At 65.5% G+C, this 15,338-nt stretch carries 15 protein-coding genes and 3 tRNA genes; 4 read left to right on the top strand and 14 right to left on the bottom strand.

Translation table 11 applies throughout. The features are described from left to right. Positions 1-20: 20 nt before the first annotated feature. Positions 21-422 (bottom strand): VOC family protein, encoded by a 402-nt coding sequence (locus OLSU_RS04545; protein WP_013251771.1) that lies wholly within the window; start codon positions 420-422, stop codon positions 21-23. Between the two features lie 515 nt (positions 423-937). Here OLSU_RS04545 and OLSU_RS04540 point away from each other — a divergent pair. Together OLSU_RS04540 and OLSU_RS04535 are read left to right on the top strand one after the other, a co-directional pair. After that, complete coding sequence (locus tag OLSU_RS04540; RefSeq protein ID WP_013251770.1) at positions 938-1,585, top strand: RNA polymerase sigma factor; 648 nt, start codon at positions 938-940, stop codon at positions 1,583-1,585. Beyond that, positions 1,566-2,621 (top strand): hypothetical protein, encoded by a 1,056-nt coding sequence (locus OLSU_RS04535; protein WP_013251769.1) that lies wholly within the window; start codon positions 1,566-1,568, stop codon positions 2,619-2,621. Before OLSU_RS04540 ends, OLSU_RS04535 begins: the two co-directional genes overlap by 20 nt. 61 nt (positions 2,622-2,682) lie before the next feature. On the opposite strand, the gene OLSU_RS04530 is transcribed toward OLSU_RS04535, so the two are convergent. Together OLSU_RS04530 and OLSU_RS04525 are read right to left on the bottom strand one after the other, a co-directional pair. Continuing rightward, positions 2,683-2,757, bottom strand: a tRNA-Val gene (locus tag OLSU_RS04530). A 116-nt stretch (positions 2,758-2,873) separates the two neighbouring features. Further along, the gene (locus OLSU_RS04525) at positions 2,874-3,251 is read right to left on the bottom strand and encodes a hypothetical protein (protein WP_013251768.1); all 378 of its coding nucleotides are present in this window, start codon (positions 3,249-3,251) and stop codon (positions 2,874-2,876) included. A gap of 243 nt (positions 3,252-3,494) precedes the next feature. On the opposite strand from OLSU_RS04525, the gene OLSU_RS04520 reads away from it, so the two are divergent. Both OLSU_RS04520 and OLSU_RS04515 read left to right on the top strand, forming a co-directional pair. Beyond that, positions 3,495-3,570 (top strand) — tRNA-Ala (locus tag OLSU_RS04520). A gap of 42 nt (positions 3,571-3,612) precedes the next feature. Continuing rightward, positions 3,613-3,688: transfer RNA gene (locus OLSU_RS04515), tRNA-Ile, on the top strand. 137 nt (positions 3,689-3,825) lie between these two features. Here OLSU_RS04515 and OLSU_RS04510 read toward each other — a convergent pair. The 11 genes from OLSU_RS04510 to xerA form a co-directional block, all read right to left on the bottom strand. Further along, positions 3,826-5,541, bottom strand: coding sequence for a proline--tRNA ligase (locus OLSU_RS04510; protein ID WP_013251767.1), 1,716 nt, complete (start codon positions 5,539-5,541; stop codon positions 3,826-3,828). Positions 5,542-5,616: 75 nt separating this feature from the next. Further along, complete coding sequence (gene ispG, locus OLSU_RS04505; protein WP_013251766.1) at positions 5,617-6,729, bottom strand: flavodoxin-dependent (E)-4-hydroxy-3-methylbut-2-enyl-diphosphate synthase; 1,113 nt, start codon at positions 6,727-6,729, stop codon at positions 5,617-5,619. An 11-nt stretch (positions 6,730-6,740) separates the two neighbouring features. Beyond that, positions 6,741-8,123 carry a site-2 protease family protein gene (locus OLSU_RS04500; RefSeq protein ID WP_013251765.1) on the bottom strand — a complete coding sequence of 461 codons (1,383 nt, stop codon included), beginning with the start codon at positions 8,121-8,123 and terminating at the stop codon, positions 6,741-6,743. After that, a complete protein-coding gene (gene dxr / locus OLSU_RS04495) occupies positions 8,123-9,334 on the bottom strand; it encodes a 1-deoxy-D-xylulose-5-phosphate reductoisomerase (protein WP_013251764.1) in 1,212 nt (403 codons plus the stop codon). Before dxr ends, OLSU_RS04500 begins: the two co-directional genes overlap by 1 nt. Beyond that, positions 9,331-10,284, bottom strand: a complete 954-nt coding sequence (locus OLSU_RS04490; RefSeq protein ID WP_013251763.1) for a phosphatidate cytidylyltransferase — start codon at positions 10,282-10,284, stop codon at positions 9,331-9,333. Before OLSU_RS04490 ends, dxr begins: the two co-directional genes overlap by 4 nt. Then, complete coding sequence (locus OLSU_RS04485) at positions 10,281-11,066, bottom strand: isoprenyl transferase (protein WP_013251762.1); 786 nt, start codon at positions 11,064-11,066, stop codon at positions 10,281-10,283. The genes OLSU_RS04490 and OLSU_RS04485 overlap by 4 nt, the downstream gene beginning before the upstream one ends. After that, entirely contained in the window at positions 11,067-11,612 is a 546-nt protein-coding gene (frr, locus tag OLSU_RS04480) for a ribosome recycling factor (RefSeq protein WP_013251761.1), read from the bottom strand. It abuts the gene before it with no gap. Between the two features lie 12 nt (positions 11,613-11,624). Further along, positions 11,625-12,344, bottom strand: coding sequence for a UMP kinase (pyrH, locus tag OLSU_RS04475; RefSeq protein WP_013251760.1), 720 nt, complete (start codon positions 12,342-12,344; stop codon positions 11,625-11,627). A gap of 170 nt (positions 12,345-12,514) precedes the next feature. After that, a complete protein-coding gene (tsf, locus tag OLSU_RS04470; RefSeq protein ID WP_013251759.1) occupies positions 12,515-13,390 on the bottom strand; it encodes a translation elongation factor Ts in 876 nt (291 codons plus the stop codon). Positions 13,391-13,442: 52 nt separating this feature from the next. Beyond that, positions 13,443-14,204 (bottom strand): 30S ribosomal protein S2, encoded by a 762-nt coding sequence (gene rpsB, locus OLSU_RS04465; RefSeq protein WP_013251758.1) that lies wholly within the window; start codon positions 14,202-14,204, stop codon positions 13,443-13,445. A gap of 207 nt (positions 14,205-14,411) precedes the next feature. Further along, positions 14,412-15,338, bottom strand: coding sequence for a site-specific tyrosine recombinase/integron integrase (xerA, locus tag OLSU_RS04460; protein WP_013251757.1), 927 nt, complete (start codon positions 15,336-15,338; stop codon positions 14,412-14,414).

The following is a 15,338-nucleotide window of genomic DNA, read 5'->3' as shown; positions in this document are numbered from 1 at the left end:
TGGCGCGGGTTGTAGAGGCGTTATTCGGCTATGGTGAGGTGGATGGCGAAGCCGGCGATCTCGTCCCTGAAGTAGACGAGGTAGGTCGAGCCGTCCGGGTTGAGGGCTCGTGCATCCTCGTTGACCTCGAAGCCACGTGCGGCAAACCACCTCTCCGCTGCATCGATGTCGTTGACGTGAAAGCCGATGTGGCCCTTGGTGCCCCGGCCCGAGCCCGGACGCATGACCTCCACAAGGCTCCCCGCAAAGAGCGAGATGGGTGCCACGACGTTGCGGCTGAGCCCCATCAGCGTCTGGAACTGGCCCACGACCCTCTCGGCTTCCTCCTCGGTCTCGGCATTGATGCCCACGTGGGCGATATGCATGTCGAAGAGCCCCACGGGGTTCTCTGAGCTTGCGATCGCGGTCCTTGAGCCTACCATGCTGTCCCCTTCCCTACCGTGAAACGAACGCGTGAAAAATGCTGGCGACCTGCCGGCCGCCTGCGCCAAGGGTAGCATGGCAATGGGAATGGGTCACATGCTTGCCAGCCTACCTGCCCCGCCTACTCGCCTACTCGCGGCAGGGCGCTAGGCATTCACGGCCAGCGCGCCAAAGAAAACGGCCAAAGCAAGGAACGCGACGGCGGAAACGCGCCTCTTCTCGGAAAGCAGGAGCGCTGGCGTTATGGCTGCACAGGTCCCCCCTGCCGCGCATGACAGGGCATACCAGGTAGCCCAGTCCAAGCCTCCAAAGGACCTGGACAGTGCGACAAGCGGCAGCACCACGGGGTATGCAAGCAAGAAGCGGTCTGCGCGAGAAGCGTGACTCTTTGAGAAGACTTAGGGCGAAGGCACGGCGGCCATCATTCGACCTGTCCCTTGCAAAAAGACGGGAACAAGTCGAGCCCCGCTGCATGTTATAGGCAGAGGATGAGAGGACGGGAGGTTGGCGAAGCATGAAGCAGGGTCAGCACACTACGTCGGCGTCCGCAGGGGATCACAGCGCCGAGAGGGACGGATCGGGGGATGGGGCCCCGCAGCCGACGCTGCGCTCAGAGGAGTTCCTAGGCCACGCCATGGACCGCTTCGGAGGGTCCGTCTATCTGGTAGCCCTCAGCCAGATGCACTCCGAGCAGGATGCCCAGGACGTCGCCCAGGACGTCTTCGTCAAGCTGCTTACCGCCAATACGGACTTCACCAGCGACGAGCACCTCAAGGCCTGGCTGCTCAGGGTGACCATCAACCGATGCCACGAGGTCTACCGGGGATTTTGGAGGGGCAGGGTCAGCACCGTGGGTGACGAGCGCGAACTTGACCGTCAGACGTTCGCGGGAGCGCAGGGGAAGGTCGCCACAGACGACCCCGCCGAGGCCGTCGTACACCGGATCGAGGGCAACCCGCTCTGGCGGGAAATCCGAAAGCTCCCCGCTGACCAGAGGGCGGTCCTCGTCCTCTTCTACATCGAGGAATGCAGCACGGAGGAGATAGCCCGCATCGTCGGTCTGAAGCCCCCTACGGTGCGGACAAAGCTGCATCGGGCGAGACAGCGCGTGCGCAGGATGCTTGAACGGGAGGGATACGAAAATGGCTACCAATATGAGTGAGAGTCCCTGGAATGAGGATGCGGACCCGTGCGGAAGCGACCGGGTGCAGGAGCTGGTGAGGCTCGGGCGTGCGCTCACGCTCCCCGAAAAGACGCGCGCGAAGGTGCTCGAGGCATCAAGAGAGCTCAGGTCGGCATGCAGGAGGGGCGAAGACCAGCCCAAGAGGGTACCGAGCAAGGGTGCCTCGAGATCTCGCGCCCATGGGCCTGCGGGTACGGCCCTGCTCACGCGAGGGGGCTTTCTGCGACTCGCGGCCGTCGCCGCCGGGGCCGGCGCAGTGTTCATGGCAGGCTCCGTCATCCGCCACGAGGGGGACGTGGCCGATGCCGCGAAGGACGGCTTCGCCCTCAGGGCCTACGCAGAGGGGACGCCCCAGGACGATGGGACCACACGGGTGCTCTCCCGCTTCGGGGGCGCCGGCTCCATCAGCGGAGGCGACGATGACAGATGGATGGTAAGCTGCGATCTCGACCTCGGCTGCACGGGAGCGAACATCGCCTCCCTCGCCTTCGCGCTTGAGGGGGGATATGCTGAGGCCGGTCTGGAAGACGACAGGCAGCTGTACTTCGTCCAGGAGAGCAACCAGGACGTCAAGGAGGGCGAGCGCGTTCCCTACGAGCGCAATACGAGCTTCTCCGTGAGCTACGACGAGCAGGGAAACGACCAGGAGCCCAGGGTGATGACGCGCAAGGTGCAGGCCATCTTCCCTGAAACCGAAGAGATCGCGGCCGTGAGCGACGAGCTGGACAAGATGATGGGCGGTGAGGAGGCCGACAAGGGCTGGGATGACCTCGAGGTGGCCAGCGTCATGGAGTTCGCCAACATGCTCTCCCAGTCGACACTGCGCATCACCGCGATCATGCGCGACGGGTCGGCCCAGGAGCACGCCTACGCCATGGCCCCCGTCCCCGACTTCGAGGACCGCTACCGCAGCTATACCGCACGACGCGACGAGGCATATCAGAGTGCCGCCTCCGAATCAGGCACCGCTGACGTGGAGGTCCCTGCGCTCTACTACATCACGATGCTGGAGTAGCGTCGGCGCATGAGGCAAAAAAGGCGGGAAGAGGATGCGCCCCTTCCCGCCTGCAAATTTATGGTGGGCGATGCTGGATTCGAACCAGCGACCCCTTCCGTGTGAAGGAAGTGCTCTACCCCTGAGCCAATCGCCCTTGCGAGAAAGCATCTTATCAGATGGCCATCGCTTGTCTAGGTTCGAATCCCAGATGCCCGCAAAATGCCCGCGCGGCACGCGGGGCCCATACCTCCCCGAACTTCCCCGAGGTCACTACGCCTTGTTCTGGGCGACGACCATCTTGCGAGAGAGGACGAAGACGAGGAGGGGCAGGACCAGGCCGAGGCCACCGATGATCAGCTGCAAGATGATCTTGTCTGGAGAGATCATGAGGAAGGCCCCGCAGACGAAGGAGAGCAGCACGATGACAGAGCTGCTCTGCATGATCTTGGCGGCGTTCGAGGGAACGTTGATCATGCGTGCTCCCTGGAAACCAAGGTAGATCATGGCGACGGAGTCGACCGTGCTGACGTAGGACCTCACATTGGTGGGAAACTGCGTGATGAAGAGGATGGACACGGCGAGTGCAATGACACCAAAGACGAGCGTGGCTATGCACGCCATCTTCACATTCCTGGCTTGAGCGTTCACGGACGGACTCCTTTTCCCAGAGCTTTGAGACAAATGTGAGGTCATTGGCCCGAAGGCACGTATGGCTCAAATTCGTACGTGCCTGAGTGTAGCGCCTTGGGAGGAGATTGTCCTCCCCCTCTCCCGATGGCAATCCAGGTTGCCGCCCTTTTCCGCATCTCGATAAGCCGATTTCGCTTTGCCTCGGATTCCCACTTGACCGCCTGCCGTCGTTTTGGCATCATATCCCTCGCGGCAACGCACGGGGAATTAGCTCAGTTGGGAGAGCGCGTGACTGGCAGTCACGAGGTCAGGGGTTCGAACCCCCTATTCTCCACCACGGTACCTGCGGCGGCGGCTTCGGTCGCCGCCTTTTTCGTACGGGCCTATGGCGCAACGGTTAGCGCAGGGGACTCATAATCCCTGGGTTGCAGGTTCGAATCCTGCTGGGCCCACCAAAACGTCATAAGGCCGGAGACCTTAGGTCTCCGGCCTTCTTCCTTAGAGAAGAACTCTGGGCCCTGCCCCATACCAGGCCCGTTTTGCGAGAGGCCGTCCCACATCATGCATCTCGCAACCGTGTCCGAACACGTACTTACCTGCGCTGCGCGAGCACCCTTTCGGCCACGGCGCGCACGGCCTCGGCGATGGGGAGTTCGAGACGCTCGCCCGTGGCCCGTAGCTTGAGCTCGACGTTACCGTCCCTGATGGCCTTCTTGCCGCAGACGACCTGGAACGGGAAGCCCATGAGGTCCGCGTCGTTGAACTTGACGCCAGGGCGCTCCTTGCGGTCGTCCACCACGACCTCCACCCCTGCGTCCACGAGCCCCGTGGCCAGGCGCTCGGCGACGGGCCAGACCAGGTCGTCGCGGACGTCCAGGGGAATGACCTCCACCTCGTACGGGGCGACGGAGACGGGCCAGGAGATGCCATGCTCATCGTGGTGCTGCTCGACGACGGCCGCCAGCGTGCGCGAGACGCCGATGCCGTAGCAGCCCATGAGGAAGGGCTTCTCGCGCCCGTCCTCGTCCGTGAAGGTGGCCCCCATGGCCTCCGAGTACTTGGTGCCCAGCTGGAATACCTGGGAGATCTCGATGCCGCGCGCCCCCTTGAGGGCGGCGCCACAACTGGGGCACACGTCTCCCTCGCGGGCGCCGATGACGTCGACCCAGGAGCCGATCTCGAAGTCGCGACCAAGCTTGGCGCGAACGAAGTGGTAGTCGGCCTCGTTGGCACCCACGATCCACCACGGGGACTCCCGGAGCGAGATGTCGGCACAGACGCGTATGCCCTCGGGCAGGCCGATGGGCCCCATGAAGCCCCTCACGAGGCCAAAGTGGGCAATCTCCTCGTCGCTCATCAGATGGTAGGCGCCGAAGGCATGTTCGGCCTTACAGTCGTTCATCTCGTGGTCTCCGGGGACGAGGCACACCACGGGCGCTCCGTCGCCATCGACGAGCGCCAGGGCCTTGCGTGTGGCGCTCTCAGGGACCCCCAGCAGCGTCGCCAGGTCGGTGATGGTGCTGACGCCAGGCGTGCGGACGCGCGCGAGCGGGCCTTCCTCCCCCTCAGGCAGAATGACCTTGGCCGTCGCGGCCTCGGCATCGGCGGCAAATCCGCAGCCGTCACAGTAGACCAGCTCGGCCTCGCCGGCATCCGCCAGGGCCATGAACTCGACGGAGCTGTCGCCGCCAATCTGGCCCGAGTCCGCGACGACGGGCAGGGCCCTCAGGCCGCAGCGCTCGGCGATCCGGGCGTAGGCGGCCTTCTCCTCCTCATAGCACTGCCGCAGGGACTCCTGGGTGGCCGAGAAGGAATAGGCGTCCTTCATGATGAACTCGCGGCCGCGCATGAGGCCGAAGCGTGGGCGCCTCTCGTCACGGAACTTGTCCTGGACCTGGTAGAGCGTCACAGGCAGCTGCTTGTAGCTCTTGAGCTCGTTGTGGACCAGGTCAGTGAAGGACTCCTCGTGCGTGGGGCCTAGGGCGTACGAGTGGCCATGGCGGTCGTCTATGCGCATGAGCTCGGGTCCGTAGACCTCCCAGCGACCGCTCTGGTGCCAGAGGTCCGCGTCGGTCAGGATGGGGACCTGCATCTCCTGGGCGCCGATGGTCTCCATCTCGTCGCGGATGATGGCCTCGATCTTCCGGATGGAGCGCCAGGCCAGGGGCAGGTAGCTGTAGAGGCCGGCCGCCCCCTTGCGGATCATGCCCGCCCGCAGCAACAGCCGGTGGCTTGCCAGCTCGGCGTCGGTGGGGTCCTCCTTGAGGGTGGGTGCGTAGAGCCTGGACATCTTCTCGTAGCTTCTCAACGTGCTTCCTTCCATGGGTTCTTGGACCCGCGCTGCAGCGGGCGCGTCTGGGTGGGGCATTGCGGCGTTGGTGACCTAGCCGTCCGAGACGGACGTACCCTCCCGTCCGTCGCCGTGACGCGCCGCGATCTCCCCAAACAGCTCGTCGACGATGCGCTCCTCGGGGACGCTGCGAATCTTCCTGCCGTTCTCGAAGAGCACGCCCTGGCCCCTCCCGCAGGCCACCCCCAGGTCGGCGTCGCGCGCCTCGCCAGGGCCGTTCACGACGCAGCCCATGACCGCAACGGAGATGGGCGCCTTGACGGACGCCAGGCGCGACGAGACCTCCTCGGCCATGTCGATGAGCCTCACCTGGCAGCGCCCGCAGGTGGGGCAGCTCACCAGCTCGGGGTGGAGGCGTCGCATGCCCAGGGCGCTCAGGAGCTCCCAGGCGACGTGGACCTCCTCCACGGGATCGGCCGTGAGGGAGAGCCGCATGGTGTCGCCGATGCCCTGCTCCAGGAGGATGCCCACGCCAACACTGTTCTTTACCGTCCCCTGCCTGAGCGTCCCGGCCTCGGTCACGCCCACGTGCAACGGTATCTGTGGGAGTTCGCGCGAGAGCGTGCGGTAGGTCGCGAGCGTCGTGGGAACGGAGTGCGCCTTGGCCGAGAGCACGACATCCGTGAAGCCGCGCCCCTCGAAGTGCTCGACGTAGCCAGAGGCGGAGGCCACGAGCTTCTCGGGTAGGGTGAGGTCATCGCGGTCGTCGAAGCGACGGTCGAGGGATCCGGCGTTGACGCCGATGCGGATGGGGATGTCCCTCTCCCCCGCCTCGTCGATCACGGCGTCGACGCGCTCGAGGGAACCGATGTTGCCGGGGTTGATGCGCAGGGCAGCCGCTCCCCGACGGGCTGCCGCTATGGCAAGGCGGTGGTCGAAGTGAATGTCGGCGACGACGGGCAGCGGGCTCTGCTCGCAGATCGCCTGAAACCCGTCGAGGCAGCGCGCGTCGGGAACCGCGACGCGGATGATCTCGCAGCCCGCGTCCGCGAGCGCGCGAATCTGTGCGAGGGTCGCGGGGGCGTCGTCGGTCTTGGTCGTGCACATCGACTGGACCGATACGGGCGCACCGCCGCCCACCGCAACGCAGCCGACATGCACCTGGTGCGTGAGCTGTCGGCGAATCCTTCCTTCGCTTTCTCCCATCCGTACTCCCATCAGAAGAACAGGGTGCTGAGGTCGTTTTTGAGCGCGAAGCAGAACACGAGCAGGAAGAAGGCCAGCCCCAGGTAGCTGATGCCGTTCTGCACCCTGGTGGGGATGGGCCTTCGGACCATGAGCTGGATGACCTCGATGAGGACCTTTCCACCGTCGAGGGGTGGTATGGGAAGCAGGTTCATGAATCCCAACGACATCGAGACCATGGCGATGAAGAGCAGGAGCTCGCGTGGACCCTCGGACGCCGCGGTGGCGGCCATGGCCGAGACGCCCACGACCGACGAGGTCCCCTGTAGCGTCTCCACCGTGTGCTGGGGCATGATGAGACGCAGGGCGAACGTGCCCACCTGGCCCGCATAGTCTAGGGCGTAGGCGGACGCCTGGATGACATTCAGGCGCACCACCGATCGCTGGGCCTCTATGCCAAAGCGCGTCATCTGCTCGCCTTCGGGCATGTCGACCGTCACCGTCTGGCTTGTCCCCCCATGCGTATAGGTGACCGTGAAGTCCCTCCTGGCCGAAAGCGCGGTGCCAAGCGCGTCACAGAGTCCGTTCCAGTCGCTTGTGGCGACATCGTCGACAGCCGTGATGCTGTCCCCGTCCACGAGTCCTGCTGCCGCGGCACAGGAGCCCTCCTCCACGTGGCCGATGACGTTGGTGTTGACTGCTATGCTGATGCCGGCCAGGCAGAGCGATCCCACGACGATGGCGAAGGCCAGGGCTATGTTCACGAGCGGACCCGCAACCAGCACGAAGGCGCGCGCGAGGAAGCCCTTGCCACGATAGGTACGTGACCGCTCCGTCTTCAAGAGCTCCTCCGGCGCGCCCACGACAGGCCGTGCCTGACCCGCAGTGGTCGAGCCAGCCCGGGCGAAGTCGTGCCCCCGGTCGTACTCGGTAAGCATGTCCGCGTCACGCGCGAGCGTCTCGAAGCGGGCGGGATAGGTCTTCTGGCCGGGGTGCTCGCCGCGTCTCGGATCATAGAGGGGCCTGATGGAGGCCCAGTCGCAAAGCGTCGCGAGAAGCGCGTAGGCACGCTCCTCGTCGATGCCCAGCTCGACGGCGACATCGGTGGCGGCCACGCGCCCCTGCCTCTGCACCGAGGCGAGGCAGGTGGCGAGAAGGTCGTCGTCCTCGCCCTCCATGCCACAGATCCGCGTGTAGCCACCCAGGAGGATGGGCGTCACACCCACTTCCGTGCCGTAGCGCCTGGAACGGAAGGACAGCCTGGCACGGCAGGGCATGCCCAGGTAGAACTCGGTGACGCGCATGCCGCAGAGTCGGGCGCTCAGGAAGTGCCCCGCCTCGTGGACGAACACGAGCAGGGACAGGACGACGACTCCCCAGAACAGCGGGGCGACAAAGCCCGCAAGCGCGGCCATCAGAGAAGTCCCCTCAGCTCGTTGCGCGCATGGTCCCTGGCACGGGCGTCCACCTCGGCAAGCTGTTCGAGGCTCTGGACGTCCGCGCGCGTGAAGGCGTCGACCGTGCGCTCCACCACGCGCTCTATGTCGAGGAAGCCGCAGCTTCCCTTACGGAAGGCATGGTTGGCGACCTCGTTTGCGGCGTTGAGGACACAGGGGATGGTTCCTCCGGCGAGGCCCGCCTCGCGGGCGAGGCGCAGGCAGCCGAAGGCGCCCTCGTCCACAGGCTCGAACGTGAGCTCCCCCAGGGCGGCGTAGTCGACGCGTGCGCAGGGTGTCTCCCAGCGTTCGGGGTAGCTGAGGGCGTACTGGATGGGAATGCGCATGTCGGCAGGCCCCAGCTGGGCCTTCACCGAACCGTCGGAGAACTCGACCATCGAGTGGACCCTGCTTTGGCGATGGACGAGGACGCTGATCCGCTCAAGCGGCGCATCGAAGATGCGGCGTGCCTCGAGGACCTCGAGACCCTTGTTCATGAGGGTCGCGGAGTCGATGGTGATCTTGGCCCCCATCCTCCAGGTGGGATGTCGCAGCGCGTCGGTGGCCGTGACGTGGGAGAGCTCCTCGCGGTTCATGCCGAAGAACGGGCCGCCCGAGCAGGTGAGCCAGATGCGCTCGAGCTCGGACGGGCGCTCCGCCCGCAGGCACTGGAAGATGGCGCTGTGCTCTGAGTCGATCGGAACGAGCGCGCCAGGCTTGACCAGGGGCATGAGGAGGTCGCCCGCGACGACGATGGACTCCTTGTTGGCGTAGCCCAGGCGCTTGCCGGCCTTGAGCGCGGCATAGCCTCCCCTGATGCCGGCGGCACCGACTACGGCGCACACGACGCAGTCGACGTCATCGCGCGTGACGAGTTCGAGCGCGGCGTCCGTGCCCACACCCAGCTCGCAGCCTGCGGGGAGCTCCTGCAGGATGGGGTCTTTGCCATGCGTCTCGTCGACGACGGCGACGGCTGATACCCCGAACTCGCGCGCCGCCGAGACGAGGCGCTCCGTCGAACCCAGGACGGAGAGCGCCGTGACACGTACCTTGTCCGCATGGCGACGACAGACGTCGAGCGTCTGGGTGCCCACGGAACCCGAGGCACCCAGGATGGCGACGCGAAGGCGACGGCCCTCAGGCGCGGGGCCGACCGACGCGGGGGACGCGCTGATGGTAGGGTCGATCAAAGAATCCCTCCAAGATGAAGTAGGACGTAGGCGACCGTGCAGCCAAAGAGCATGGAGTCGGAGCGGTCGAGCAGGCCGCCATGCCCGGGCATGATGCTGCCCGAGTCCTTGACGCCGACGCCACGCTTGAGGCGCGACTCGAAGAGGTCGCCGACGACGGAGAAAGCCCCCACCAGCACGCCGCAGAGGATGGCCAGCGGGAAGCCGATTCCCCTGACGTGGAGAGCGGCTATGGCGAGCCAGATGACGACGCAGCCGACAAGCCCGCCCCAGAGACCCTCCATGCTCTTGTTCGGGGAGATCTTGGGGGCGAGCCTGTGTCTGCCGAAGCGTGAGCCCACGAAGTAGGCCGCGGCGTCGTTGACCCAGACCGAGCCCATGACGCCAAAGGTGAGCACGCCGCCCTCGAAGCCGGGGTCGCTGCAGCGCAACATCACGACGCAGGAGAACAGGAGCGCCGTGTAGACGGGCCCGAATACCGTGATCGCCACGTCGGACACGTTCGCGCGCGGTGTGGCGACGTACCAGCACGCGCAGGACACCAAAAGGAGGAAGGAGACGACAAGGAGGGCGCTGTCCACGTGCAGCAGGGGCACCAGCGGGAAGGCGATGGCCGCCGTCAGCCCCATGACCTCGTTGGGCATACGGCCCCCGATGCGGGCGATGTGGAAGAACTCCGAGCAGCAGAGCCAGGCCATGGCCGTGACGATGGCCGCCGTGGGAATGCTTCCCGCAAAGAGGCAGGCCAGTATGGTGATGGCGTAGACGGCACCGGAGGTGGTGCGTGCCACGAGCTTCTCGGTCCACCCGCGTGCGCGCTGCCCTTTGAGCCTACCGTTGAGACGGTCGTCTGCCTTGGAGTCTCGGTGGCTCTCAAGGCGCTCTATGCCAAGGTCGATGCCCTGGCTCCTCTCGCTTTCCGGCGCCTTGGCGCCACCCCTCTCGCTCACGGCTGCCGGACACCCCCAAAGCGCCGGTCGCGGCGCTGGTAGGAGCGTATGGCACGCAGGTAGTCCCAGCGGGAGAAGTCAGGCCAGTAGGTGTCCGTCACGTAGAACTCGGTGTAGGCGAGCTGCCACAGGAGGTAGTTGGAGAGCCTGAGCTCCCCGGAGGTCCTGATGAGGAGGTCCGGGTCGGGCAGGCCGGACGAGTACAGCCGAGATGAGACGCACTCCTCGTCTATGTCCTCCACGGCCAAAGAGCCCGCCTGGACCTCGCGGGCGATCTGGCAGGTGGCACGGACCAGCTCCGCACGCGAGCCGTAGTTGACGGCGAGCGCAAAGGTCATGCCCGTGTGCCCTGCCGTCTCGTCGAGTCCGCGCTGGAAGACGTCGCGCGTCTCCCGGGGAAGCGCCTCGAGGTCGCCCAGGAAGCGCAGGCGCACGTCCTCCTGGAAGAAGAGCGGGAGCTCCTGCATCAGCGTGGTCGCGAACAGGTGCATGAGCAGGTTGACCTCACGGCGAGGGCGCTTCCAGTTCTCGGTCGAGAACGCATAGACCGACAGTACGTCAACGCCGAGGCGGACGCTCGTGGTCACGGCCTCGCGCAGCGAGTCGACACCGGCGACATGGCCCTCGGAGCGGTCGAGGCCACGGGCCTTGGCCCAGCGCCCGTTGCCATCCATGATGATCGAGACATGGCGGGGGATGCCCCCGAGGTCGATGTCATCGAGGGAGATGTCGGCGGGTCCGGCGCCGTAGTATGCGCGGAGCTTCTGGTCGTCGCGCCCCACTTAGATCTCCATGACCTCGGCGGTCTTGGCCTTGAGCATCTGGTCGACCTTGGCGACGTAGTCGTCGGTAACCTTCTGGATACCCTTCTTCTCGCGCGCGACCTCGTCCTCGGAGAGCTCCTCGCTGCGCTCGGCCTTGCCGTTGGCGTCGCGACGGGCGTTGCGGATGGCCACCTTCGCCTCTTCGGCATACTTGTGGCACTCCTTGACGAGCTCCTTGCGGCGCTCCTCCGTGGGCTTGGGGAAGGGCAGGCGGATGGAGACGCCGTCGTTGCTGGGAGTGATGCCCAGGTCGGAGGACTCGATGGCCTTCTCGATGGACTTGAGGGCACTCTTGTCCCAAGGCTCGACGACGAGCATCGAGGCCTCGGGCACCTTGACGCCTGCAAGCTGGGTGATCGGGGTCATCTGCCCGTAGTAGTCGACCCTGATGTCGTCGAGGACGTGCGCGTTCGCGCGGCCGGTACGAACCCTTGCGAAGTTGCCCCTCAGGGCGTTGAGGCACTTGTCCATGTGCTTCCTGGCGGAATCGCTGTACTGGCTCATGAGCTTTCTCCTTTAGTCTTCTACGACGGTGGTCCCGACGGGCTCGCCCTTGAGGGCTCGGTCGAAGATGCCCTCGCCGTCGAGGCTGAACACCATGATAGGCATGTGGTTGTCGTGGCAGAGGGCCGTGGCAGTGGCATCCATGACCTGGAGGTCACGGTTCAGGACCTCACGGTAGCTGATGGTGTCGAAGCGCTTGGCCTCAGGGTTTGCGACTGGGTCCGCATCGTAGATGCCATCGACCTTGGTCGCCTTCATGAGCACCTCGGCGCCGATCTCGCAGGCCCTCAGGGCCGCTGCGGTGTCGGTGGTGAAGTAGGGGTTGCCCGTGCCGGCCGCGAAGATCGTGATCCGTCCCTTCTCGAGGTGCCGGATGGCACGACGGCGGATGTAGGTCTCGGACACCTGGTGCATCTCGATGGCGCTCATGACGCGACACTGCATGCCGCTGTGCTCGAAGGTGTCCTGGAGGGCGAGCGAGTTGATGACCGTGGCGAGCATGCCCATGTTGTCACCTTGGGCACGGTCCATGCCCGCCGCAGCGCCCGAGAGGCCCCTGAAGATGTTGCCACCGCCCACGACGACCGCAACCTCGAGGCCTGCATCGTAGGCGGGCTTCAACTCCCGCGCGATGCGCTGGGGGACGTCCGGGTCGATGCCGAAGTCCCTGTTGCCCATGAGGGCCTCGCCGGAAAGCTTGAGCAGCACGCGCTTGTATCTGTAGCCTGACACGGAGCCTCCAGTCTCTGCCATGGCGCCCGGTCACAACCGGACCGACTTTGACGATTCTATCAAACGCATCGAATGTGCCGCCGCCCATTAGGCGAGCTGACAACCCCGACATACGAAAGGACCGGCCCGCTTCTTGCGGGCCGGTCCCAACGGCAAGAAGGCGAGGGATGCTAGTTCTCGTCGCCAAAGGCGAAGCGCGTGAAGCCGACCACGGCGACCTCGTCCGCGGCAGCCTTGCCGACCCTCTTGGCAAGCTCGGCGATGGTCACGCTGGAGTCTTTGATGAACTCCTGCTCGGTGAGGACGTTCTCCTTATAGAACTTCTCAAGCTTGCCCAGGGCGATCCTCTCCTGGATGGCCTCGGGCTTGCCGGAGTCGGCGGCCTGGGCCATGTAGATGCCCTTTTCGTGCTCGATGACGTCTGCGGGGACGTCCTCGCGGCGGGCAGAGACGGGGGCGACGGCCGCGACCTGCATCGCGACGTCATGCGCGAAGGTCTTGAACTCGTCGTTCCGGGCGGTCTCGGCCTTGCCGAAGGAGAACTCGACGATGTCACCCAGCTTGCCACCGAGGTGAATGTAGCTGGCGAGGGCACCATGCTCGGCGGTGACGCGCTGGAAGCGGGCGACCTTCATGTTCTCGCCGATGACGTGGATCATCTCGGTGAGCTCGGCCTCGACGGTGGTCTCGCCAAAGGCGCAGGCCTTGAGTGCCTCGACGTCGGCGGGGTCGCTCTCGGCGACGACCTTGGCGAGGTCGGCTGCGAAGCTGGTGAACTTGGGGTTGGTGCCGACGAAGTCGGTCTCACAGGTGAGCTCGAGCAGCGCACCTGACTTGCCGTCCTCGGACACGTAGGCGGCGATGGTGCCCTCGTTGGTGTCACGACCAGCGCGCTTGACGGCCTTGGCGATGCCCATCCTACGTAGGACGTCGACGGCCGCCTCGATGTCACCGTCCGCCTCGACGAGGGCCCTCTTGCACTCCATCATCGGGGAGTCGGTCATCTCGCGAAGCTGCTTGACGAGCGCGGCGGTAATCTGGGCCATGATGCCCCTCCTTCTTGGGGTTGAAATCTAGTGGGTGCGGGTGACGCGCGGGCTACTCGGTCGCAGGGGCCTCGGTCTCGACGGCCGGGGTGGTCTCGCCAGCCTCCATCTCCTCGACGGAGATCTGCTCCTTGCCGGAGCCAGCGAGGACGGCGTCGGCGACAAGCTCGCACATGAGGTTGACGGAGCGGATGGCGTCGTCGTTCGCGGGGATGCCGTAGTCGATCACGTCGGGGTCCGAGTTGGTGTCAAGCAGGCCGATGACGGGGATGTGCAGGCGATTGGCCTCGCGGACGGCAATCTCCTCGCGTTTGGTGTCGATGACGAAGAGGGCCTGGGGAAGCGTGTGCATGTCACGGACGCCACCGAGGTTGCGCTGGAGCTTCTCGAGCTCCTTGGTGAGTACGGCCTGCTCCTTCTTGCCGCGGGCGGCCATGCTCCCGTCCTCGACCATGGTCTCGAGCTCCTCCATGCGGTCGATGCGGGAACGCATGGTGACGAAGTTGGTCAGCATGCCACCGAGCCAGCGCTGGTTGATGTAGGGCATGCCGGCACGTGTCGCCTGGGCGGAGATGGGCTCCTGGGCCTGCTTCTTGGTGCCCACGAACAGCACGCGGCCACCCTTGGCGGCAGTCTCCTTGAGGAAGCTGTATGCCTTGTCGGCCTCGACGACGGTCTGCTTGAGGTCCAGAATGTAGATGCCATTGCGCTCGCCGAAGATGTAAGGCCTCATCTTGGGGTTCCAGCGGCGCGTCTGGTGGCCATAGTGGCAGCCGGCCTCGAGCAGGGTGCGGATGTTGATCTTGACAGCCATGTGTATACCTCCGTTGGTTGGTCCTCCGCGTGATGTCAACCCCGTCAGAGCCACCCGGGACTTGGCTGTTGCCCCGGGCACCGTGGCCGACGAGTCGTCACGCGTGCGAATTGTAGCCATGCATGCGCACAGCAGCTCCTGAGTATATCAGGGGGGGGGTAGACATGCCAGCAGGGCGGGCAGAACACCTTCGCTCCACAAGCCGCCTCACTCTCCGCGCGGGTGCGCCTGACGAGCGGCTGCCTTGAGCCTGTCAACGGAGAGGTGCGTGTATATCTGGGTCGTCGAGAGGCTCGAGTGACCGAGCAGCTCCTGTACGCTCCTGAGATCCGCGCCGCCTGAAAGCAACTCCGTGGCATAGGTATGGCGCATGGCGTGGGGCGTGATGTCCGCGTCCAGGCCCGCGAGACGCACGCGTCTCTCGAACGCCTCCCTCAGGGCTGCCGCCGACATACGCCTGCCTCGCGTGGACACGAAGAGCGCCTCGGACGCCCCCTCACCCCTCACGACGAGGGCGGGACGTGCGGTGAGCAGATAGGCATCGAGCTCGTCGATGCACATGTCGTAGAGGGGAACGATGCGCTCCTTGCCGCCCTTGCCGAGGAGCGTCACCTGGCGGCGCTCGCGGTCTATGTCCCCTACGTCCAGCCGGGAGATCTCCGATATGCGCGCCCCGCTGGCATAGAGCAGCTCTATGAGCGCGCGGTCGCGCAGGCCGATGACGCCGTCCTCGTCGCAGGCCCCAAGCAGCTGGCAGACGTCAGGGTCCGTCATCGTCTTGGGAAGCGTCCGCGCAACCTTGGGGCTGGCTATTGCGGCTGCGGCGTCCTTGTTGGTATAGCCCTCCCGCACGAGCCAGCGATAGAGCGTCCTGATGGCCGAGAGACGGCGGTTGAGCGTCCTCGACGAGTAGCGTGCCCGCACAAGCTCGCCCAGGTATGCCCTCAGCTGAGAATGCGTCACGTCGAGGGGGTCCACCCCCTGGCGCCTCGTCCAACGCGCGTACGCCGCAAGGTCCGTCCCATAGGCCCTGATGGTGTTCTCGGAAAGGTTGCGCGTCACGGAGAGGTCCGAGAGAAAGCGCCTGAGAAGCGCGTCGAGGTCCGGCGTGGCAGCGGCCGTCGCATCTCCCAT

Origin of the sequence: Olsenella uli DSM 7084, from assembly GCF_000143845.1 — a bacterium.
Classification (GTDB): domain Bacteria; phylum Actinomycetota; class Coriobacteriia; order Coriobacteriales; family Atopobiaceae; genus Olsenella; species Olsenella uli.
Note: the sequence above shows the minus strand (reverse complement) of the source record. Positions and strands in the feature narration are given on the sequence as shown.